Annotated in this window: 19 protein-coding genes; 4 read left to right on the top strand and 15 right to left on the bottom strand. The window is 70.6% G+C overall.

What is annotated here, in order from left to right; all coding sequences use genetic code 11:
* Window positions 1-202: 202 nt before the first annotated feature.
* The 7 genes from truB to rimP form a co-directional block, all read right to left on the bottom strand.
* Window positions 203-1108: a tRNA pseudouridine(55) synthase TruB gene (gene truB, locus AC2XR2_RS32215; RefSeq protein ID WP_381308265.1), complete on the bottom strand. Its 906-nt coding sequence runs from the start codon at window positions 1106-1108 to the stop codon at window positions 203-205.
* Window positions 1105-1557 carry a 30S ribosome-binding factor RbfA gene (rbfA, locus tag AC2XR2_RS32210; RefSeq protein ID WP_330264101.1) on the bottom strand — a complete coding sequence of 151 codons (453 nt, stop codon included), beginning with the start codon at window positions 1555-1557 and terminating at the stop codon, window positions 1105-1107. Before rbfA ends, truB begins: the two co-directional genes overlap by 4 nt.
* Window positions 1558-1589: 32 nt before the next feature.
* Window positions 1590-1883: a DUF503 domain-containing protein gene (locus AC2XR2_RS32205; RefSeq protein WP_030315687.1), complete on the bottom strand. Its 294-nt coding sequence runs from the start codon at window positions 1881-1883 to the stop codon at window positions 1590-1592.
* 146 nt (window positions 1884-2029) lie between these two features.
* Window positions 2030-5158 (bottom strand): translation initiation factor IF-2, encoded by a 3129-nt coding sequence (gene infB, locus AC2XR2_RS32200; RefSeq protein ID WP_449348496.1) that lies wholly within the window; start codon window positions 5156-5158, stop codon window positions 2030-2032.
* 146 nt (window positions 5159-5304) lie between these two features.
* Window positions 5305-5601: a YlxR family protein gene (locus tag AC2XR2_RS32195; RefSeq protein WP_381308260.1), complete on the bottom strand. Its 297-nt coding sequence runs from the start codon at window positions 5599-5601 to the stop codon at window positions 5305-5307.
* A 127-nt stretch (window positions 5602-5728) separates the two neighbouring features.
* Window positions 5729-6736: a transcription termination factor NusA gene (gene nusA / locus AC2XR2_RS32190; protein ID WP_330264105.1), complete on the bottom strand. Its 1008-nt coding sequence runs from the start codon at window positions 6734-6736 to the stop codon at window positions 5729-5731.
* Window positions 6737-6738: 2 nt separating this feature from the next.
* Window positions 6739-7236 (bottom strand): ribosome maturation factor RimP, encoded by a 498-nt coding sequence (gene rimP / locus AC2XR2_RS32185; RefSeq protein ID WP_330264106.1) that lies wholly within the window; start codon window positions 7234-7236, stop codon window positions 6739-6741.
* A 176-nt stretch (window positions 7237-7412) separates the two neighbouring features.
* On the opposite strand from rimP, the gene AC2XR2_RS32180 reads away from it, so the two are divergent.
* From AC2XR2_RS32180 to AC2XR2_RS32170, 3 genes are all read left to right on the top strand, one after another.
* Entirely contained in the window at window positions 7413-7973 is a 561-nt protein-coding gene (locus tag AC2XR2_RS32180; RefSeq protein WP_491516949.1) for a hypothetical protein, read from the top strand.
* Window positions 7970-8416 carry a ferritin-like domain-containing protein gene (locus AC2XR2_RS32175; RefSeq protein ID WP_330264108.1) on the top strand — a complete coding sequence of 149 codons (447 nt, stop codon included), beginning with the start codon at window positions 7970-7972 and terminating at the stop codon, window positions 8414-8416. The genes AC2XR2_RS32180 and AC2XR2_RS32175 overlap by 4 nt, the downstream gene beginning before the upstream one ends.
* 69 nt (window positions 8417-8485) lie before the next feature.
* Entirely contained in the window at window positions 8486-9382 is an 897-nt protein-coding gene (locus AC2XR2_RS32170; RefSeq protein WP_491516948.1) for an aminoglycoside phosphotransferase family protein, read from the top strand.
* Between the two features lie 42 nt (window positions 9383-9424).
* Here the strand turns inward: AC2XR2_RS32170 and AC2XR2_RS32165 are convergent, their stop codons facing one another.
* The 3 genes from AC2XR2_RS32165 to AC2XR2_RS32155 form a co-directional block, all read right to left on the bottom strand.
* Window positions 9425-11128, bottom strand: a complete 1704-nt coding sequence (locus tag AC2XR2_RS32165; protein WP_491516947.1) for a proline--tRNA ligase — start codon at window positions 11126-11128, stop codon at window positions 9425-9427.
* Between the two features lie 76 nt (window positions 11129-11204).
* Window positions 11205-11735: a GNAT family N-acetyltransferase gene (locus tag AC2XR2_RS32160; RefSeq protein WP_381308248.1), complete on the bottom strand. Its 531-nt coding sequence runs from the start codon at window positions 11733-11735 to the stop codon at window positions 11205-11207.
* Window positions 11736-11760: 25 nt separating this feature from the next.
* Entirely contained in the window at window positions 11761-12609 is an 849-nt protein-coding gene (locus tag AC2XR2_RS32155; RefSeq protein ID WP_491516946.1) for a GNAT family N-acetyltransferase, read from the bottom strand.
* A 240-nt stretch (window positions 12610-12849) separates the two neighbouring features.
* On the opposite strand from AC2XR2_RS32155, the gene AC2XR2_RS32150 reads away from it, so the two are divergent.
* The gene (locus tag AC2XR2_RS32150) at window positions 12850-13587 is read left to right on the top strand and encodes a hypothetical protein (protein WP_491516945.1); all 738 of its coding nucleotides are present in this window, start codon (window positions 12850-12852) and stop codon (window positions 13585-13587) included.
* Window positions 13588-13596: 9 nt separating this feature from the next.
* Here AC2XR2_RS32150 and ispG read toward each other — a convergent pair whose 3' ends face one another.
* The 5 genes from ispG to AC2XR2_RS32125 form a co-directional block, all read right to left on the bottom strand.
* Entirely contained in the window at window positions 13597-14754 is a 1158-nt protein-coding gene (gene ispG, locus AC2XR2_RS32145) for a flavodoxin-dependent (E)-4-hydroxy-3-methylbut-2-enyl-diphosphate synthase (protein ID WP_028809840.1), read from the bottom strand.
* Window positions 14755-14924: 170 nt separating this feature from the next.
* Window positions 14925-16829, bottom strand: a complete 1905-nt coding sequence (locus AC2XR2_RS32140; RefSeq protein WP_491516944.1) for a recombinase family protein — start codon at window positions 16827-16829, stop codon at window positions 14925-14927.
* A gap of 248 nt (window positions 16830-17077) precedes the next feature.
* Window positions 17078-18370, bottom strand: a complete 1293-nt coding sequence (locus tag AC2XR2_RS32135) for a M50 family metallopeptidase (protein ID WP_491518542.1) — start codon at window positions 18368-18370, stop codon at window positions 17078-17080.
* 8 nt (window positions 18371-18378) lie between these two features.
* Window positions 18379-19635, bottom strand: coding sequence for a 1-deoxy-D-xylulose-5-phosphate reductoisomerase (dxr, locus tag AC2XR2_RS32130; protein ID WP_491516943.1), 1257 nt, complete (start codon window positions 19633-19635; stop codon window positions 18379-18381).
* Window positions 19636-19707: 72 nt separating this feature from the next.
* Window positions 19708-21639, bottom strand: coding sequence for an acyl-CoA dehydrogenase family protein (locus AC2XR2_RS32125; protein ID WP_491516942.1), 1932 nt, complete (start codon window positions 21637-21639; stop codon window positions 19708-19710).
* Window positions 21640-21742 lie beyond the last annotated feature (103 nt).

Raw genomic sequence — 21742 nt, 5'->3', positions numbered from 1 at the left:
TCAGCGGGACAGATCGCGTGCGGAACGCGCCCCCTTCCACTCCCCCGGTTCACTCCGAGCGCCTGCCCGCGCGGGTGAATGGAAGGGGACGGGCGGATACACCCTAGGGGTGGGGGAACCGAGGGGGGACCGTGGAGCGGCGGCACAACCCCGTGATCGCCGCTCCACGGGCAGGCCCAGCCCCGGTGCCCCCGAACAGGCCTCAGCCGAACACGGCCAGGCTCTTCGCCTTGCCCTTCTGTTCCTCGACCAGCGCGAGGAAGCCGCCCTCGGCGTCGAACACGGCCACCGTGCCGACACCCACGTACTCCTCGGGCATGTCGAGCCGCACCCCGTTGGTGAGCAGCTTGGCCCGCCGCGCGTCGACGTCCCAGCGGGGGAACGCGGCCGCCGCGGCCTCGCCGATCGGCATCACCGTCAGCTCCTGCTGGAGCTGGTCGAGGGTCCGCGCGGAGTCCAGCTTGTACGGCCCCACCCGGGTCCGGCGCAGAGCCGTCAGATGGCCGCCCACGCCCAGGTCCGCACCCAGGTCACGGGCGAGCGCCCGGATGTAGGTGCCGGAGGAGCAGACCACGGAGACCACCAGGTCGAGGACCGGCGTGCCGTCCTCGGCGACCGCGTCCCGGACGTCGTACACCGCGAAGGACGAGATCCGCACGGGTCGCGCCGGGATCTCGAACTCCTCGCCCTCACGGGCCCGTTTGTACGAGCGCACCCCGTCGATCTTGATGGCGCTGACCTTGGACGGCACCTGCATGATGTCGCCGCTCAGCTTGGCGATCCCGGCGTCGACGGCTTCCCGGGTGACCTTCGAGGCGTCGACCGACCCCGTGATCTCGCCCTCGGCGTCGTCGGTCAGGGTCGTCTGGCCGAGCCGGATCGTGCCCAGGTACTCCTTCTCGGTCAGCGCGAGGTGTCCGAGGAGCTTGGTCGCCTTCTCGACGCCGAGGACGAGCACACCCGTCGCCATGGGGTCGAGGGTGCCGGCGTGTCCGACGCGGCGGGTCTTCGCGATCCCGCGCATCTTGGCGACCACGTCGTGCGAAGTGAAGCCCGACGGCTTGTCGACGATGACAAGGCCGTCGGGCGTCCGGTTCTTCTGGGTCATTCTGCGGCGTCGTCCGTCTCGTCCTCGTCGCCCGGCTTCCGGTACGGGTCGGCGTCACCGGCGTAGGCGGCACCCGCCGAGACCTCGCGCACCTTCTCGTCGGACTGCCGTGCCTTGTCGAGGAGGTCGTCGATGGTCTTGGCGGTGTCGGGCAGCGCGTCGGCCACGAAGGTCAGCGTCGGGGTGAACTTCACGCCCGCCGCCGCCCCGACGGCCGACCGGAGCACGCCCTTGGCGCTCTCCAGTCCGGCTGCCGCGGCCGCTCGCTCCTCCTCGCCGCCGTAGACCGTGTAGAAGACGGTCGCCTCCCGCAGGTCGCCCGTGACCCGGGTGTCCGTGATGGTGACGTGTGAGCCGAGCCGCGGGTCCTTGATCCCGCGCAGCAGCTTCTGGGCCACCACCTCTCGGATGAGGTCCGCCAGCCTCTTGGCGCGCGCGTTGTCGGCCACTGGTCCGTCTCCTTAAGTACTTACTTGTTGCTTCAGTCTTCGTCGCTGTGGAGCCTGCGTCGAACCGAGAGCAGTTCCACCTCGGGCCGCCCGGCGACCAGCCGCTCGCAGCGGTCCAGTACGTCGGTGAGGTGTCCCGTGTCCCCGGACACCACCGCGAGCCCGATCTCGGCCCGTCGGTGGAGGTTCTGGTTGCCCGTCTCCGCCACGCTCACCGCGTACTTGCGCTGGAGCTCGGCCACGATCGGACGGACGAGAGAGCGTTTCTCCTTCAGTGAGTGCACGTCACCGAGGAGCAGGTCGAAGGACAGAGTCCCCACATACATGTGTGTCCGGATGTCCCGCCGGTTCGGGGTACGGGCGCCGCGTCGACGCCGATACGGGAACCGTACACGCAACGGCCGGGGCCGATCGACGGAAATTCCCAGAGGGAACGGCTCCGCCGATCGGCCCCGATCGCGTGCTGTGACGGTCAGCCTCGCGGCTTCTCGCGCATCTCGTACGTCGCGATGACGTCGTCGATCTTGATGTCGTTGAAGTTTCCGAGGTTGATACCGCCCTCGAAGCCTTCGCGGATCTCGGTGACGTCGTCCTTGAAGCGGCGCAGGCCCTCGATGTTGAGGTTCTCCGCGATGACCTTGCCATCGCGCAGCAGTCGGGCCTTGGTGTTGCGCTTGACCTCGCCGGAGCGGATGAGAACACCCGCGATGTTGCCCAGCTTGGACGAGCGGAAGACCTCGCGGATCTCCGCCGTACCGAGCTCGACCTCTTCGTACTCCGGCTTGAGCATGCCCTTGAGGGCCGCCTCGATCTCCTCGATCGCCTGGTAGATGACCGAGTAGTAGCGGACGTCCACACCCTCGCGCTCGGCCATCTGCTGTGCCCGCCCGGCGGCGCGCACGTTGAAGCCGATCACGATGGCGTCGGAGCCCATCGCCAGGTCGATGTCCGACTCCGTGACCGCACCGACACCGCGGTGCAGGACGCGGATGTCGACCTCTTCGCCGACGTCCAGCTGGAGCAGGGAGGACTCGAGCGCCTCGACGGAACCAGAAGCGTCACCCTTGATGATGAGGTTGAGCTGCTGGACCTCGCCGGCCTTGAGCACCTTGTCCAGGTCCTCGAGCGAGACACGGCGCGTGCGCTTGGCGAAGGCCGCGTTGCGCTCGCGGGCGGCACGCTTCTCGGCGATCTGACGGGCCGTACGGTCCTCGTCGACCACCAGGAAGTTGTCGCCGGCGCCCGGGACGTTGGTGAGACCCAACACCTGGACCGGAGTCGACGGACCCGCCTCGGCGACGTTGTTGCCGTTGTCGTCGAGCATGGCGCGGACGCGACCGTAGGCGTCGCCCACGACCATCGTGTCGCCGACCCGCAGGGTGCCTCGCTGCACGAGGACCGTCGCCACGGCACCGCGGCCGCGGTCGAGACGGGACTCGATGGAGATGCCCTGCGCGTCCTGGTTCGGGTTGGCCCGCAGGTCGAGCGAGGCGTCCGCGGTGAGGACCACGGCCTCCAGCAGGGAGTCGATGTGCAGACCCTGCTTGGCGGAGATGTCGACGAACATGGTGTCGCCGCCGTACTCCTCGGCCACCAGGCCGTACTCGGTCAGCTGACCGCGCACCTTGGTCGGGTCGGCGCCCTCGACGTCGATCTTGTTGACCGCGACGACGATCGGGACGTCGGCCGCCTTGGCGTGGTTGAGCGCCTCGACCGTCTGCGGCATGACGCCGTCGTTGGCCGCGACGACCAGGATCGCGATGTCCGTCGACCGGGCACCACGGGCACGCATGGCGGTGAACGCCTCGTGACCCGGGGTGTCGATGAAGGTGATCGCGCGGTCCTCGTCGTTGACCTGGGTCGAGACCTGGTAGGCACCGATGTGCTGGGTGATGCCGCCGGCCTCGCCCGCGATGACGTTCGTCTTGCGGATGGCGTCGAGGAGCCGGGTCTTACCGTGGTCGACGTGACCCATGACGGTCACGACCGGCGGACGGACCACCAGGTCCTCGTCGTCGCCCTCGTCCTCGCCGAACTCGATGTCGAAGGACTCGAGCAGCTCGCGGTCCTCCTCCTCGGGGCTGACGATCTGAACCTCGTAGTTCATCTCGCCCGCGAGGAGCTGGAGCGTCTCGTCGGAGACGGACTGCGTGGCCGTGACCATCTCGCCGAGGTTCATCATGACCGCGACGAGCGACGCCGGGTTGGCGTTGATCTTCTCCGCGAAGTCGGTGAGGGAGGCACCGCGCGACAGGCGAATGGTCTCGCCGTTGCCGCGAGGCAGCATCACGCCGCCGACCGACGGGGCCTGCATGGCCTCGTACTCCTGGCGCCTCTGCCGCTTCGACTTGCGACCGCGACGCGCGGGACCGCCGGGACGACCGAAGGCGCCCTGCGTGCCACCACGGCCACCGGGGCCGCCGGGACGACCGCCGAAGCCGGGACGACCGCCGCCACCGGCGCCGGGACCACCCGGACGACCGGCGAAGCCGCCGCCACCGCCACCGGGACCGCCGGGACGGCCTGCGAAGCCGCCACCGCCGCCGCCACCGGGACGACCGGCGAAGCCGCCGCCGCCACCCGGACGACCGCCGCCACCACCGGGACGACCGCCGCCGCCGGGACCACGGCCACCGCCGGGGCCACCGCCGGGACGCGGGCCGGCAGCAGGACGCTGCGGCATCATGCCGGGGTTGGGACGCGGGCCGCCGGGGCCGCCGCCGGGACGGGGACCGCCCTGCGGACGGGGCATGCCGCCCGGGCTGGGACGGGCGCCGCCCGGAGCCTGCGGACGGGGACCGCCCGCCGCGCCCTGGGGACGGGGACCGCCCTGGCCCTGACCCTGCGGACGCGGAGCGCCGCCGGGAGCGCCGGGGGCACCGGGGCCGCCCGGACGCGGGGCACCACCCGGACGGGGCGCCTGCGGGCGCGCCATGCCGGTGGAGCCACCGGAGGTGAAGGGGTTGTTGCCCGGACGGGGACCGGCCGGACGGGCACCGGGACGTGCGCCCTGGCCGCCCGGACGCGGGGCGCCGGGACGCTCGGGGCGGTCACCGCGGCCCTGGCCGCCCTGACCGGGACCGCCTGCCGGACGCGGGGCGCCGGGACGCGGGGCCTGCTGGCCGGCCGGACGCGGGGCACCCGGGCGCGGGCCGGAGCCCTGACCCTGGGAGGCCGGTGCGGCGGGGGCCGACGGAGGCGCGGTGAACTCGGGCGTGGTCGGAGCCGGGGACGCCGGCGCGGGGCGCGGCGCGGGCTTCGGGCCCGGGGTGGGACGGGGGCCGGGAGCGGCCGGGGCGGCGGAAGCCGCGGGCCTCTCGGCGGCGGCCGGCTTGGGGGCCGGCGGGCGCGGGGCGGCCGGACGGGCTGCCTGCGCGGGAGAGGGGGCCGCCGGACGTGCCGGGGCGGCCTTGCGTGCGGGGGCGGGCTTGCCGCCTCCGTTGCCCTGCTGGAGGGCGTCCGTCAGCTTACGGACGACGGGCGCTTCGATGGTCGAAGACGCCGAACGGACGAATTCACCGAGTTCCTGGAGCTTGGCCATGACGACCTTGCTCTCAACCCCGAACTCCTTGGCGAGTTCGTATACCCGGACCTTAGCCACTTCGCTCCTTTTAGGTCCGGGTGCGTCCGGACCGTCGCTACTTCATGGGCGTACTCATCGCGTGCTCATCGAGTGCTCATCGCAATCTCGACCTACTTCCAACTCGCGGGGTACCAGGGCCGCACGGGGGTTCCGCACGACCTTCCTTACGGTGTTGCCTGCCGACAACTGTCTGTCTGCTCGACGTACCGGCGCAACGCGTTTGTGTCGAGCGCTCCCGGGGCGCGCAGCGCCCGCGTGAACGCCCGGCGGCGTACCGCCTGGTCGAGACAGACCAGGGCGGGGTGGATGTACGCACCCCGGCCGGGCAGCGTACCGCGAGGATCCGGGACGCATGCGTCCTTGATCGCCACGGTGCGCAGCAGATCGGTCTTGGCCGCTCGCTGCCTGCATCCCACACAGGTGCGTTCAGGGCATGCGCGGGCGTGCGTCCGGCCAGACACTCTTAAGTCTACCTCCCCGTACCGACCTCACCCCTTGGGGGCAGGGATCGAACGGTTGTTGTCGTGATCTCAGCGGCGTACGGCTTGGATCTATTCCTCAGCCCTGTTCCGCAGCCGTGTTCCGGTCCTAGCGGTCCTGCTCGCCGCCCTGCTCGCCGGTCTGCTCGGTGTCCGGGCGGATGTCGATCCGCCAGCCGGTGAGCCGGGCCGCGAGCCGGGCGTTCTGCCCTTCCTTGCCGATGGCGAGGGAGAGCTGGTAGTCGGGGACGGTCACGCGCGCGGAGCGGGCCGCCATGTCCACGACCTCGACCTTGGAGACCCGGGCCGGCGACAGGGCGTTCGCCACCATCTCGGCCGGGTCGTCCGACCAGTCGACGATGTCGATCTTCTCACCGTTCAGCTCGCCCATGACATTGCGCACCCGGCCGCCCATGGGGCCGATGCAGGCGCCCTTGGCGTTCAGGCCCGAACGGGTGGACCGGACGGCGATCTTGGTGCGGTGACCGGCCTCACGGGCGATCGCGGCGATCTCGACGGACCCGTCGGCGATCTCCGGCACCTCCAGGGCGAAGAGCTTCTTCACCAGGTTGGGGTGGGTGCGCGAGAGGGTCACGGACGGCCCGCGGACGCCCCGCGCCACCCGCACGACGTACGACCGCAGCCGCATGCCGTGCGGATACGTCTCCCCGGGGACCTGCTCCTGCACCGGCAGGATGGCCTCCAGCTTGCCGATGTCCACGAGGACGTTCTTCGGGTCGCGGCCCTGCTGGACCACGCCCATGACGATGTCGCCCTCGCGTCCCGCGTACTCGCCGAGCGTCGCGTCGTCCTCGGCGTCGCGCAGCCGCTGCAGGATGACCTGCTTGGCGGTGGTGGCGGCGATCCGGCCGAAGCCCGAGGGGGTGTCGTCGAACTCGCGGGCCTCCTGGCCCTCCTCGAGGTCGTCGGGGTCCTCCTTCGCCCACACGGTCACATGGCCGGTCTCCCGGTTGAGCTCCACGCGCGCGTGACGGCGGCTTCCCTCGGTGCGGTGGTAGGCGATGAGGAGGGCCGACTCGATCGCCTCGACCAACAGGGGGAAGGAGATCTCCTTCTCCCGTACCAAGCCCCGCAGGGCACTCATGTCGATGTCCACGGCTACGCCTCCTCTTCGTTCTTGTCCTTGCGGTTGAACTCGACCTGCACGCGCGCCTTGTCGATGTCGGAGAAGGCGATTCTGCGAGCGGTGGCCTTGCGGCCCTTGACACCGGGGACCTCGAGGTCGAGGCCTTCGTCGTCGACGTTCAGGATCCGCGCGACGAGTTCGCCGCCCTCGGTCAGCTGGAACTTCACCAGCCGGTCCACGGCGCGCACATAGTGCCGGTGCTCCTTGAGGAGCCGTTCGGCGCCCGGGGTGCCGACCTCGAGGGTGTACTCCCCCGCGCCCATCGCGTCGCTGTCGTCGAGCTTCGCCGAGAGCGCGCGGCTCACATCGGCGATCTGGTCCAGGTCGGCACCGGTGTCGGAGTCGACGACGACGCGCAGCACGCGCTTGCGTCCGACGGAGTCCACGGCGATCTCTTCGAGATCCAGGCCCTGGGAGGTGACGAGCGGTTCCAGGAGCTCTCGCAGCCTCTCGCTCTGGGTGGTGCTCATCCGGGTGACTCCTCGGCCGCGTGTGCTGTTGTGGGTAGGTCGCGTGTCTGGTCAAAGGGTATCCGGTCGCGGGGGGTGTTGCCGTCCAGGTGACGTCGGATGCGCGGGTACCGTGATCGCCGGCGGGCCCGACCTCCCGCCCGTGTGTTCGTACGAGCTTCCCGAGGACGTCTGCCGTGTCGTACCCCCCTCCGCCGCGCGTCCCCTCGGGGCCGCGCAGAAGATCCCTGCTCGCCTCGGTCGCCGGGGGCGCCCTGCTGGCGGGGTGCTCCGACGGCGCCGGAAGCGGCGAGGAGGGCACCGCCGGCAGCCCGTCCGTCGTCGAGCGGGTACGCGCGCGTGCGGCGCGGGACAGCCGGGGGATCGTCGAGCGCTACGACGCCGTCCTGGCCGCCCATCCGACGCTCGCGGAGCGGGTGGGACCGTTGCGGGCGGAAGCCGTACGGCATGTGGAGGCGTTCGGGGAGACGGCCCCGAAGGCGTCACCCAGCCCGTCGAGCAGCGCCTCCGGCACACCGGGCGGCGCCTCGCCGTCGGCCTCCGCGTCCGCGTCGTCGGTCGCCGTGCCCGCGACCGAGAAGGACGCCCTGGCCCAGCTCGCCGCCGCCGAGCGGGCGCTCGCCGACCGGCGGGCCAAGGCGCTGCTGGACGTGCCGGGCGAGCTGGCCCGGCTGCTGGCCTCGGTGGCGGCGGCCGGAGCGGCCCACGCCTATCTGCTGACGGAGGGTTCCCGATGAGCGAGAAGCGCGAGGTGCAGGCCCTCCAGGAGGCCCTGGCCGCCGAGCACGCGGCCGTCTACGGCTACGGCGTCGTCGGCGGCCGGATCGGTGAGGCCCGGCGCGCGGAGGCCATGGCCGCCTACGACTCCCACCGGGCCCGCCGGGACGCGCTGGTGCGTGCGGTGCGGGGCCTGGGCGGGACCCCGGTGGCCGCGGCGGCGGGGTACGCGCTGCCCTTCCCGGTGCCGGACTCGGCAGCGGCCGTACGGCTCGCCGCGGTTCTGGAGGACCGGGTGGCGGGGGTGTACGCCGACGTGGTCCGGGCAACCGAGGGCGGGCGGCGGGGCACGGCCGCCGAGGCGCTGCGGGAGGCCGCGGTGCGGGCCGTGCGCTGGCGGGGCGAGAGCGTAGCCTTCCCTGGGCTCGCGGAGCGGGCGGGCGCGGCATCGCCCACGGCATGACACGACGAGCGCCCACGGCGTGACACGGCATCGGCATCGGCATCGGCATCGGAAGGGGACGACTCGCGCATGGCTTTCGAACCGCCGCAGCGGCTGGTGCGGGCGCTCGCTGAGAGCGCCCCGGACGGTGACGCCTGGGTGGAGAAGCTGCCCGAGGCGACACGGCAGGCCGTCGCGCTGCGGGAGTTGACCGTGGAGCGGGTCCAGGTGCCGGGTGGGCGCAGCAGCCTCGTCGTGCTGGTGCGGCTCCCCGACGGCACCCCGGCGGTGCTCAAGCTGGCCCCGCCGCGGTCCCGGCCGGAGGCGGAGCGGGCGGCCCTGGCGCACTGGGGCGGCCTCGGGGCCGTACAGCTGATCGAGTCCGCCGTGACGGAGGGTGTCCTGCTGCTGGAGCGGCTGCATCCCGAGGTCTCCGTGCGGTCGCTGCCGGAGGCGAAGGCGTGGCTGGAGGCGGCGGGGACGCTGCGGCGGCTGTGGGTGGCGCCGCCCGAGGGGGCCGGCTTCGAGACGGTGGCCGAGCGGACCGGGCGGCAGGCCGAGGCCATGCGGGGCACGCCCGCCGCGGCGGAGGTCGCGGAGCTGGTGGACGCGGCGCTCTCGGCCCGGGAGGAGCTGCTGGCCGCGCCGCCCGAGGTGCGGTTGCTGCACGGGACGTTCCGGCAGAGCAAGGTGCTGGCCGGTGAGCGGGCCCCCTGGCTGGCGGTGGGGCCGGATCCGGTGGTCGGGGAGTGCGCGTTCGATCTGGCCCGGCTCGTACGGGACCGGGTCGAGGACCTGATCGCCTCGACGTCGGGGGCCTCCACGACCCGGCGGCGGGTGAAGCGGCTCGCGGAGTCGCTGGAGGTGGATCAGGAGCGGCTGCGGGGGTGGACGCTGTTCCGGGCCGTGGAGTCGGGGGTCCGGGCGCTGCGGGTGGGACGGCCCCGGGACGCGGAGCTGCTGCTGGAGTTCGCCGGGTGGCTGTGAGGCGGCGCCCGCGTACGCCGCCTCACCCCGTGCCGGTTCGCCCTATGCGGACAGGCGGGCGATCGCCTCGTCCACCGTCAGCTCCTCGCGCTCACCGGTACGGCGGTCCTTGAGCTCCAGGACGCCCTCGGCGGCACGGCGGCCCGCGACCAGGATCTTCGGTACGCCGATCAGCTCGGAGTCGGTGAACTTCACACCCGGGGAGACCCCCGCGCGGTCGTCGACCAGCACCCTGAGGCCCGCCGCGCGCAGCTTCTCGGAGACGTCCAGGGCCAGTTCGATCTGGAGGGCCTTGCCGGCGGCGACGACGTGCACGTCGGCCGGGGCGACCTCGGCGGGCCAGCACAGGCCCTTGTCGTCGGCGGTCTGCTCGGCGAGGGCGGCGACCGCGCGGGAGACGCCGATGCCGTAGGAGCCCATGGTCACGCGGACCGGCTTGCCGTTCTGGCCGAGGACGTCGAGCTTGAGGGCGTCGGCGTACTTGCGGCCGAGCTGGAAGATGTGGCCGATCTCGATGGCGCGGTCCAGCTTGAGGCCGGTGCCGCACTTCGGGCACGGGTCGCCCTCCTGGACGACCACGACGTCGACGTACTCGTCGACCTCGAAGTCACGGCCCACGAGGACGTGTTTGGCGTGCGTGCCCTCCTTGTTGGCGCCGGTGATCCAGTCCGTGCCGGGGGCCACGCGCGGGTCCGCGATGTACTTGACCTTCTCCCCGAGGCCCTGCGGGCCGACGTAGCCGCGGACCAGGTCCGGACGGCCCGCGAAGTCCGCCTCGGTGACCATCTCGACGGCGGCGGGCGCGAAGTGCGCCTCGACCTTGTCCAGGTCGACCTCGCGGTCGCCGGGGACGCCCACGGCCACGATCTCGCCGTCGACCTTCACGAGGAGGTTCTTGAGGGTGGCGGAGGCCTCGACGCCGAGGTGCGCGGCGAGGGTCTCGATGGTCGGGGTGTCCGGGGTGGGGATCTCCTCGAGAGCGGGGAGGTCACCCGCGTCCACCGGCTTCAACTCGTACGTGATCGCCTCGGTGTTGGCCGCGAAGTCGCAGTTCGGGCAGTCCGCGAAGGTGTCCTCGCCGGCCTCGGCGGGGGCCAGGAACTCCTCCGACTTGGAGCCGCCCATCGCGCCGGCGGTGGCGGCGCAGATGCGGTAGTCGAGGCCCAGGCGCTCGAAGACCTTCTGGTAGGCCTGGCGGTGCAGGGCGTAGGACCGGGCGAGGCCCTCGTCCTCGGTGTCGAAGGAGTAGGAGTCCTTCATCAGGAACTCACGGCCGCGCAGGATGCCGGCCCGGGGGCGGGCCTCGTCACGGTACTTGTGCTGGATCTGGTAGAGGATGACCGGCAGGTCCTTGTAGGAGGACGCCTGGTCCTTCACCAGCAGCGTGAAGATCTCCTCGTGGGTCGGGCCGAGGAGGTAGTCGCCGCCCTTGCGGTCCTGGAGCCGGAACAGCTCGGCGCCGTACTCGTCCCAGCGGCCGGTGGCCTCGTACGGCTCGCGCGGCAGCAGGGCGGGGAGCAGGACCTCCTGGGCGCCGATCGCGTCCATCTCCTCGCGGACGATCCGCTCGACGTTGGCCAGCACCTTCTTGCCGAGCGGCAGCCAGGACCAGATGCCGGCGGCGGTGCGGCGGACGTACCCGGCGCGCACGAGCAGCTTGTGGCTGAGGACCTCGGCGTCCGCCGGGTCGTCGCGCAGCGTCTTCGCCATCAACTGGGACATGCGCTGGACCGGTGCGTTCGCCATGGTTCTCGTACTCCTGCCGGGAAAGGGTGATGGCATGGAGGTTAGCCGGGAGCGCTGTGGGGGCGGAAATTCGCTGTCAGCGGCGGCGCAGCGGCAGCGGGGCGCCCATCACGGCGTACGGCTTCGGGGCGCTCGGGAAGAGGACCTGGCGGGCGAGGTCCTGGTAGCCGAGGGAGTGGTAGAGGCCGCGGGCCGGGCTGTCGGTGTCGATCGCGGAGAGGATCGAGCGGGGCTCGGTGGCGCCGTCGGTGATGGTGGTGATCAGGGACCGGCCGATCCCGCGGTTCTGGTGGTGGGGGTGGACGTGCAGCTCGGTGATCACGAAGGAGTCGTCGAGCCAGAGGTCGTTGTGCTGGGCGCGGAGGTAGGGCTCCACGACGGTGGACCACCAGTGGGTGCGGTCGTTGGGCATGCCGTACACGAATCCCACGAGGGCGCCGTCGACCGTCGCACCGAGGGCTCTCGCACCCGGGTAGGTCATGTGGCGCAGCACGATCTGACGCCGGACCGCCACCTCGTCGGCACCGAGACCGAAGGCGATGGCCTGGACCGCGAGGGCCTCGTCCACGTGGGCGGACAGGTCCAGGGGGCCGATGACGAGGTCCATGCGGGGAGCGTACAGGTTGGCGGGTTCAGAACAGGACGCTCATGAACGCGCCCACCTCTTGGAAGCCCACCCTCGTGTACGTCCTTCTCGCCGGGGTGTTGAAGTCGTTGACGTACAGGCTCACCACCGGGGCCACGTCCGCGAGGGCGTAGCGCAGCACCGCGGCCATCCCGGGGGCCGCCACTCCCCTGCCCCGGTACTCGGGGGCCACCCAGACGCCCTGGATCTGGCAGGCCCGGTCCGTCGCCGCGCCGATCTCGGCCTTGAAGACGACCGTGCCGTGCTCGTCGAGGCGGGCGAAGGAGCGGCCGGAGCCGACCAGTTCGGCGACGCGGGCCTGGTAGAGCAGGCCACCGTCGCCGGCCAGCGGTGAGACGCCGACCTCCTCGGTGAACATCGCCACGCAGGCCGGCATGATCGTCTCCATCTCGTCCTTGCGGATGCGGCGGACGTACGGATCCGGGGCGACCTCGGCGGACATGCGGTCGGTGACCATGAGGGGCTGGTGGGCGCGGACCTCACGGGCCGGGCCCCAACTGGGTTCCAGCAGCCGCCAGAGCTGGGCGGTGGGTTCGGCGGGGCCGACGATGGAGGAGCAGCGCCGGCCGGCCCTCCTGGCCCGGTCGGCGAAGGCGCGGACGGCTCGCGGGGTGGCGCAGATCGGCACCAGGTTGGCGCCGGCGTAGCAGAGGGACGTCAGCATGCCGTCCTCGTACCAGCCCCACATCTCGCCGCCGAGCCGCCACGGGTCGAGGCCGGCCACCTGGACCCTCGACGTCACGAAGGCGTTCGCGACCGGCTCACGGTCGAGGACGGCGAGCGCGGCGTCCAGGTCGCTCGGTTCGAGGACCCGGGAGGTCGTCTGGGTCAACACGGGCGGGGCCTCACGGTGGGGTCTGCTGATCTCCGCACTGTACCTGCGGAAGCTGGGCCGTGCCGACCTGTGTTCGGGTGCCGGTCGTCTCCGGGGCACGGTGCGTTTCGGTGAACCCCCCTGGGGGCTGCGCCCCCAGCCCCCGCTTCGGCCCTGAAGGGGCCTCGTCCTCAAACGCCGGACGGGCTGGGGATGCTGGACCGGCGTGGGGACTCAGCGCCCCTCTGATAGGAAGGGCAGATGATCTTCACCGTTGAACGGTCCGATGCCCGGGACTGGCCCGCCGAGCAGCTCGCCGAGTTGTTCAGTGAGGGCTTCCCGCAGTTCATCACCGCGGACCGGCTGGTGAAGCAGTACATAGGCCGGGTGCGGGAGTTCTTCCCGGAGTGGGATCTGATGCTGCTGGACGGGAACAGGGTTCCCGTGGCTGCCGGATGGGGTGTGCCGGTGCGGTGGGACGGGCGGGCCGAAGCGTTGCCCTCGGGGTACACGGACGCGCTCGTGCGGGCCGTCGAGGGGCATGAGCGGGGTGTGCGGCCCGACACGCTCGTGATCTGCGGAGCGATCGTCACCCCGTCACTCAAGGGGCAGGGGCTCGCCGGACGCATGCTCACCGCGCTGCGGGACGCCGGGCAGCGGGCGGGGCTGCCGCGCGTCGTCGCCCCCGTGCGGCCGACCGCGAAGGCCCGCTACCCGCTGACGCCGATCGAGTCGTACATGCGCTGGCGTCGGGACGACGGGACCGCCCTCGACCCCTGGATCCGCACCCACGAGCGCCTCGGCGCCGAGATTCTCGCCGCGGCGCCCGAGTCCCAGACGATGACCGGGACCGTGACCGAGTGGGAGGGCTGGACGGGCCTCGCCCTCCCCGCATCCGGCGACTACGTCATCCCGGACGGGCTGAGTGTGCTGCGGGTCGACCGGGCGGCCGACGTCGGCATCTACCAGGAGCCGAACGTCTGGATGCGGCACCGGTGAGCCACGGCGTCAGCCCGCCACCGACACCGACGGCTCGCCCGACTCCACGCCCGCGTCCTGCATCTGCTCGGCGATCTTCATCGCCTCCTCGATGAGGGTCTCCACGATCTTGGACTCGGGGACCGTCTTGATGACCTCGCCCTTGACGAAGATCTGGCCCTTGCCGTTGCCGGAGGCGACACCGAGGTCGGCCTCGCGGGCCTCACCGGGGCCGTTCACGACACAGCCCATGACGGCGACGCGGAGGGGGACCTCCATGCCGGTCAGGCCCGCCGTGACCTCCTCGGCCAGCTTGTAGACGTCCACCTGGGCGCGACCGCAGGAGGGGCAGGACACGATCTCCAGACCCCGCTGCTTGAGGTTCAGGGACTCCAGGATCTGGTTGCCGACCTTGACCTCCTCGACCGGCGGGGCGCTCAGGGACACCCGGATGGTGTCGCCGATGCCCTGGGAGAGGAGGGCACCGAAGGCCACGGCCGACTTGATGGTGCCCTGGAACGCCGGGCCCGCCTCCGTCACCCCGAGGTGCAGCGGGTAGTCGCACTGCGCGGCGAGCTGCTTGTAGGCCTCGATCATGACGACCGGGTCGTTGTGCTTGACGGAGATCTTGATGTCCCGGAAGTCGTGCTCCTCGAACAGCGAGGCCTCCCACAGCGCGCTCTCGACCAGGGCCTCAGGCGTCGCCTTGCCGTACTTCTGGAGCAGACGGCGGTCCAGCGAGCCCGCGTTCACGCCGATGCGGATCGGCGTGCCGTGGTCGCGCGCGGCCTTCGCGATCTCCTTCACCTTGTCGTCGAACTGCTTGATGTTGCCGGGATTGACGCGTACGGCCGCACAGCCGGCCTCGATCGCCGCGAACACGTACTTCGGCTGGAAGTGGATGTCCGCGATCACCGGGATCTGCGACTTGCGCGCGATGGTCGCGAGGGCGTCCGCGTCGTCCTGGGTGGGGCACGCCACACGCACGATCTGGCAGCCGGACGCGGTGAGCTCGGCGATCTGCTGGAGGGTGGCGCCGATGTCGGACGTACGCGTCGTCGTCATCGACTGCACGGAGACGGGGGCGTCGCCGCCGACCGCCACAGACCCCACCTGGATCTGCCGGCTCTTGCGGCGCTCGGCAACCCTGGTCGGAACGGACGGCATGCCGAGAGAAATCGCAGTCATCTGCTGTGCAACCCCAAGTCGTGGATCAAGGCCCAGGTCCCGTCAGCGGCGGGCTCCAGGCTTCGAGATTACGGCACCGACCGGCCCACGAGCACATCCCGCCCGCCAAACCCACTCAATGGAAGACGCCCCGACACGGACCGTGCCGGGGCGCCGCCAACGCCGTATGACTAGGAGATTCTCACGGGGTTAACGACCCTGGAGCCGGGTGGCATGCCCAGCTGTGCTTCGGTGACGGGCCCCGAGCGAATGGACAACTCGGGAACGGTCGCGTGGCTCAGCACAGGGGCGCCTTCTCCCTCCTCGCTGAGGATGCCCCCGATCTCCGCCCACACCCCGTCCGCCAGCCAGGTGCGCTGTCGGAGCCGAACCTTCCGAAGATCGCCGAAGCACTCCGGAAGATCACGCCACATCAGGCCCGTGCGTAGACGGTGGAGCATTCCTGTGAGGGCGGCTCGCAGATCGAGCGGCGAACGGAAGTGGTGAGGCCGATATCTGGAGCGGAGGAACTCCTCGACACGGGCCCAGACGATATCTGTCGGGTCGGGAGGAACGAGTGTGCCTGTGCGCTCATGCCACTGCATCGTCAAACATTTCGTCCCCTCGCGGTACCGGAACTCCGGGTCCGCGATGTCGACCCGCACGTCGAGCGACTCGATCAGGCACCGCTGCTCCGAAGGCAACAGAGACCGACTGTCCGGTGCGGTTGCCCCCAGGACAGCCGCCAGTCGACCATCCCTGCTCACTCTGGCCTCCAGCTCGTCCAGCCAGTCCCGTGCATGGGCCAGGACGCGCTCCAACGTCCCCTTGTCAGCTTCGAGCTGCCGCATCGCAGCGGCGATGATCCGACTGTGCGGCGCCTGGCGCCGCAGTCCGTCCAGTTCCACCCCACACTGCGCGACAAGTTCCTCCAGCGACCTCACCCGCTCGGCATGCAGGATCAGCTGCGTTTGGGTCTCCGAGGGAGTCGGCAGCATCGGCCGATCAGGAAGGGACGTGGATGCCAGCAGAGCGTCCACATGCCGTGCCACCTGTTCCTCGACGTAGTCGGCGCGCAGGAAGACGCAGCCGCACGGGACGTTTTCCTGCCACCCCGCACAGCGGTACGTCCGCACTCCGTCGTTGCTGCGGAAACACCCGACGTAGGGCCGTCCGCACGGCCCGTGGATTCGCCCGGTGAGTGGATACTCCCCCACGGGAATCCTGCGTGGACGGGCGAACTCGGCCAGGGCTTGTTGAACGGCACGGATTCGGTCCGCCGGGAGAATCGGCGGCAGCGAGATCACCACGCTTTCGCCGTGCACGGGGCGTCCGGAGCCGTCAAGCCTGGTGCAATGGCCGCCCCATTGCTGATCGGAGCGGCGAAACACGGCCCTTCCGACAAACGCTGCGCTCTTCAGCCGTCGGTGCAGATTCGCCCTCGTCCAGGGTCTGCCGCTGCGGGTGGGAATGCCTCGCCTGTTCAGTTCCTCGGCAAGCTCCGAGAGAGTCCGGCGACCTTCGATCACGAGGTCTGCCAAAAGCCTCACCACGGCGGCCTCAGCGTGATCGACCTCGAGAGTCGATCCGAAGGCGCCCTTCCCACTGATCCTGTAGCCGTAGGGAGCCGGACCGCCTGGCCAGCCGCCACCCATGGCCTTGAGCTGCCGACCCGACTGGGTGCGGGTGACGATTCGGGAGTAGTCCGCCTCCACCGCCTGTGCCAGCCGGTCGATCGTGAGCCACCTGTCCAGTCCAAGTGCCCCCAGGTCCCGCTCACAGCATTGAAGTGCCGCCCCGCCGTCCTCGATCTGCCAGAGGCAGTGCCAGATCGCTGCCTCAGTGCGCCCCAAACGGTCAAGGCTGGACACGAGTACGACGTCCACCCGACCTGCGACGATTTCCGCGAGCAGGTCATTCAGTCCAGGCCTCGAAGTGGTCGAGCCTGATTCGCCGAGGTCTTCCCAGGATCCCGTGAGCCGCCACTTCGAACGCTCTTCCATGAACGTCCGAATGGCATCGGCCTGAGCCGGAATTCCATACCTTCGCTTCTGCTCCGCTGTCGACACGCGCATGTACGCGGCGACGGCAGACATCTCGGTGTCCCCGCTCTTGCCTCCTGCGCACGGCGCAGTACCGGTGCCGGCGGCCTTGCTGCATGTCAGTCCCTTCCAAGACTGGCCAGACCCCAGGGTGTTGGCGCACCGCTGGGGTCACCCATGAACAGCAGGAACGTACAAAGTCCGCATTTGCTTCGCACAAGAAAGCCTCGCCTTTCACCCATGTGAGCTACCTGAGTGAAAGGCGAGGCACTATCGCCACCTTGACAGAAAATGACCGATTCTCAGCTGAGCCTGACCGGGTTAACGACGTCGGCAATGAGGACCAAGATCGTGAAGCAGATGAAGATGCCCGCCACCACATAGGCCACCGGCATCAGCTTCGCCACGTCGAACGGGCCCGGGTCCGGGCGCTTGAGGATCCTCGCCAGGTTGCGGCGCAGGGACTCCCAGAGGGCGCCGGCGATGTGGCCGCCGTCCAGGGGGAGCAGCGGGAGCATGTTGAAGAGGAACAGGGAGAGGTTGAAGCCCGCGACCAGCATCAGCGCCATGGCGAGTTGCTGGGTGGGGGGGATGTCCAGGGTGAAGATCTCTCCGCCGACGCGGGCCGCGCCGACCACGCCCATCGGGGAGTCCGGCTCGCGTGGGGCGTCGTCGAAGGCCGCGTTCCACAGGGCCGGGATCTTGCCGGGGAGGGCGGCCAGGGAGTCGACGGCCTCGCCGACGCGGTCGCCCATCCACACCACGGAGTCGCCGAAGTCCTGCTTGACGATGCCGGTGGCGGCGCTGAAGCCGAGGAAGCCGGCGGTGACGTACTCGCCCTGGACGTACTGGCCGCTGGAGTCCTTCTTGGCGACCTGGTTGCTGGCGATCTTCGCCGTCAGCGTGACGTCCTTGCCGTCGCGCTCGACGACGATCGGGACCGTCTTGTCGGGGTTGGCGCGGATGAGGTCGGAGAGCTTGTTCCAGTCGTCCGTCCTGACGCCGTTGAACGAGAGGATCTTGTCGCCCGCCTTGAGGCCGGCGGCCGCGGCCGGGGAGGCCGGGTCGGACGCCTTGCACTTCTCGCGGTTCTCGCTCTGGGCGATCACGCACTGGGAGACCGAGCTGACCGTGTTGGTCTGCTGGGAGATGCCGAAGCCCATGAGGACGGTGAGGAACAGCGCGACCGCGAGGATCAGGTTCGCGAAGGGGCCCGCGAACATCACGATGACGCGTTTCCAGGGCTTACGGGTGTAGAAGAGGCGTTTCTCGTCGCCGGGCTGGAGTTCCTCGAAGGCGGCCGAGCGGGCGTCCTCGATCATGCCGCGCCAGGGGGAGGTGGAGCGGGCGCTGATACGGCCGTCGTCGCCGGGCGGGAACATGCCGATCATGCGGATGTAGCCGCCGAAGGGGACGGCCTTGATGCCGTACTCCGTCTCGCCCTTCTTGCGCGACCAGATGGTGGGGCCGAAGCCGACCATGTACTGCGGCACGCGGATGCCGAACAGCTTGGCGAAGGACAGGTGACCGAGTTCGTGCCACGCGATCGACACCAGCAGGCCGAGGGCGAAGAGCCCTATGCCGAGGATGAACATCAGGGTCGTCATGCACGGGCCTCCGCCGTCTGTGCCGTCAGTTCCCGGGCCCGGGTCCGCGCCCAGGTCTCCGCTTCGAGGACGTCCGCGACGGTGAGCGAGGTTCCCCGGCTCGGGGTGCCGTGCTCGTCCACCACCCGGGTCACGGTCTCCATGATCCCGTTGAACGGCAGTGCGCCCGCCCGGAAGGCCTCGACGCACTCCTCGTTGGCCGCATTGAACACCGCCGGGGCCGTGCCCGCGAGCTGTCCCACGTGCCTCGCGAGGTTCACCGAGGGGAAGGCGTCGTTGTCGAGCGGGAAGAACTCCCACGTGGACGCCTTGCTCCAGTCGAAGGCGGGGGCAGCGTCGGGGACGCGCTCGGGCCAGCCGAGGCCGATGGCGATGGGCCCGCGCATGTCGGGGGGCGTCGCCTGGGCGATCGTGGATCCGTCGGTGAACTCAACCATCGAGTGGACATACGACTGGGGATGCACGACCACCTCAATGCGGTCGAAGGGAATGTCGTAGAGGAGGTGTGCCTCGATGACTTCCAGGCCCTTGTTGACGAGGGTCGCGGAGTTGATGGTGATGACCGGTCCCATGGCCCAGGTGGGGTGGGCGAGGGCGTCCTCGACGGTGACCCGGGCGAGGTCGGCTTTCGTACGGCCGCGGAAGGGGCCGCCGGAGGCCGTCACGACCAGCTTGCGTACGTCGGCCCGGGTGCCGGAGGCCAGGGACTGGAAGAGGGCCGCGTGCTCGGAGTCGACGGGGATGATCTGGCCGGGCTTGGCGAGGGCCTTGACCAGCGGGCCGCCCACGATGAGCGACTCCTTGTTGGCGAGCGCGAGGGTGCGGCCCGCCTCCAGGGCGGCGAGGGTGGGGGCGAGGCCGATGGAGCCGGTGATGCCGTTGAGGACGGTGTGGCAGTCGGAGGCGGCGAGGTGGGTGGCCGCGTCGGGTCCGGCGAGGATCTCGGGAAGGGGTTCGGCCGTGCCGTATCGCGCCTTCAGGGCTTCCTTCAGCTCCGGTACGACGTCCTCGCGGGCCACGGCGACGGTCCGCGCCCTCAGCCGGTGCGCCTGCTCGGCGAGGAGCGCGACCCGGCCGCCGTTGGCGGAGAGCCCGGTGACCCGGAACCGGTCGGGGTTGCGCAGCACGAGGTCGATGGCCTGGGTGCCGATCGACCCGGTGGAGCCGAGGATCACCACGTCCTTGGGGCCGTCGCCCGCGACCGGGTCGTAGACGAGATGAGGGTCGGCGAGGGGGGCTGGACTGTCGCTCATCCCTCCATTGTGGCCGTAAGGACGGCGTAGGAGGACAGCGCGTCCCCTCGGGGGCGCGCTGTCCTCGCGCGGTCACCGGATCGGGCGGTGGACGTTCTCCTTCTCGGAGGGGCCGGGGGTGGCGTCCGCGATCCAGGCGCCTTCGCCGGAGGGGTCGACGATGCCGTCCTCGAGCCAGGTGTAGGTGCCGGACATGACGCCCTTGACGACCTTGCGGTCCTGGTCGTCGGTGTTGTTCCAGAGGCGGCCGAAGAGTTCCTCGACGCGCAGGCGGGACTGGTGGCAGAAGGCGTCGGCGAGCTGGTAGGCCTCGCGGCCGTGGGGCTCGGTGGTGTACAGGAGTTCGGCGCGTACGCAGGCCGCGGACATGGCGAACAGTTCGGCGCCGATGTCCACGATCCGGCCGAGGAAGCCCTGCTTGGTCTCCATCCGGCCCTGCCAGCGGGACATCGCGTAGAAGGTGGAGCGGGCGAGTTTGCGGGAGGTGCGTTCGACGTAGCGCAGGTGCGCCGAGAGGTCGACCTCGCGCTTGAACTCGGCGTAGGAGGTGGGGAGTTGTCCTGGTCCCGCGACCAGTTTGGGGAGCCACTTGGCGTAGAAGACGCCCGCGTTGGCGCCTGCCTTGGCCTTGTCGGAGAGGGACTTCTCCGGGTCGATCAGGTCGCCCGCGACGGACAGGTGGGCGTCGACGGCCTCGCGGGCGATCAGCAGGTGCATGATCTCGGTGGAGCCCTCGAAGATGCGGTTGATGCGCAGGTCGCGCAGGACCTGTTCGGCGGGGACGGCCTTCTCGCCGCGGGCCCGCAGGGACTCGGCGGTCTCGAATCCTCGGCCGCCGCGGATCTGGACGAGTTCGTCGGCGACGAGCCAGGCCATCTCGGAGGCGTAGAGCTTGGCGAGGGCGCCCTCGATGCGGATGTCGTTGCGGTCCTCGTCGGCCATCTGGCTCGACAGGTCGAGGACGGCTTCCAGGGCGAAGGTCGTCGCCGCGATGAAGGAGATCTTGGAGCCGACCGCTTCGTGGTGGGCGATGGGTTTGCCCCACTGCTCGCGGGCGGCGGACCATTCGCGGGCGATCTTCAGGCTCCACTTGCCGGCGGCCACGCAGGAGGCGGGCAGGGAGAGGCGCCCGGTGTTGAGGGTGGTGAGCGCGATCTTCAGACCGGCACCTTCGGGGCCGACGCGGTTGGCCGCGGGGACCCGGACCTGGTGGAAGCGGGTGACGCCGTTCTCGATGCCGCGCAGGCCCATGAAGGCGTTGCGGTTCTCGACGGTGACGCCGGGTGAGTCGGTCTCCACGACGAAGGCGGTGATGCCGCCCTTGTGGCCCTCGGACCTGGGGACGCGGGCCATGACGACGAGGAGGTCGGCGACCACGCCGTTGGTGGTCCAGAGTTTCACTCCGTCGAGGATGTAGTCGTCCCCGTCGGGTACGGCGGTGGTGGCGAGGCGGGCCGGGTCGGAGCCGACGTCGGGTTCGGTGAGGAGGAAGGCGCTGATGTCGGTGCGGGCGCACCGGGGCAGGAACTTCTCCTTCTGCTCCTGGGTGCCGAACAGTTTGAGCGGCTGGGGTACGCCGATCGACTGGTGGGCGGAGAGCAGCACGCCGATCGCGGGGCTCGCGGAGCCCACGAGGGCCAGTGCCTTGTTGTAGTACACCTGGGTGAGGCCGAGGCCGCCGTACTTGGTGTCGATCTTCATGCCGAAGGCGCCGAGCTCCTTGAGCCCGTTGACGACGTCGTCGGGGATGCGGGCCTCGCGTTCGATGAGCGCCCCGTCGACCTTGGTCTCGCAGAAGTCGCGGAGCTGGGCGAGGAACCGCTCGCCGCGCCGGGCGTCCTCGGCGGGGGGCATCGGGTGCGGGTGGATGAGGTCGAGCCGGAATCGGCCGAGGAACAGCTCCTTGGCGAAGCTGGGCTTGCGCCAGACCTGCTCCCGGGCGGCCTCCGCCACCTCGCGGGCCTCGCGTTCGGTGACGACGGGCTTGGTGGACGGTGCGGACATTAAGGCTCACCTCGTCGCGAATCGGGATCTTGGTGCCGATGCGTTACTGACCGGTGCTACTCGATCGTATGTACCTGATCCCGGGCGAGGTCACCACCCCGCG

The organism is Streptomyces sp. LS-MS-L19 (assembly GCF_058382285.1).
This window is presented reverse-complemented; position numbering and strand designations above follow the sequence as displayed.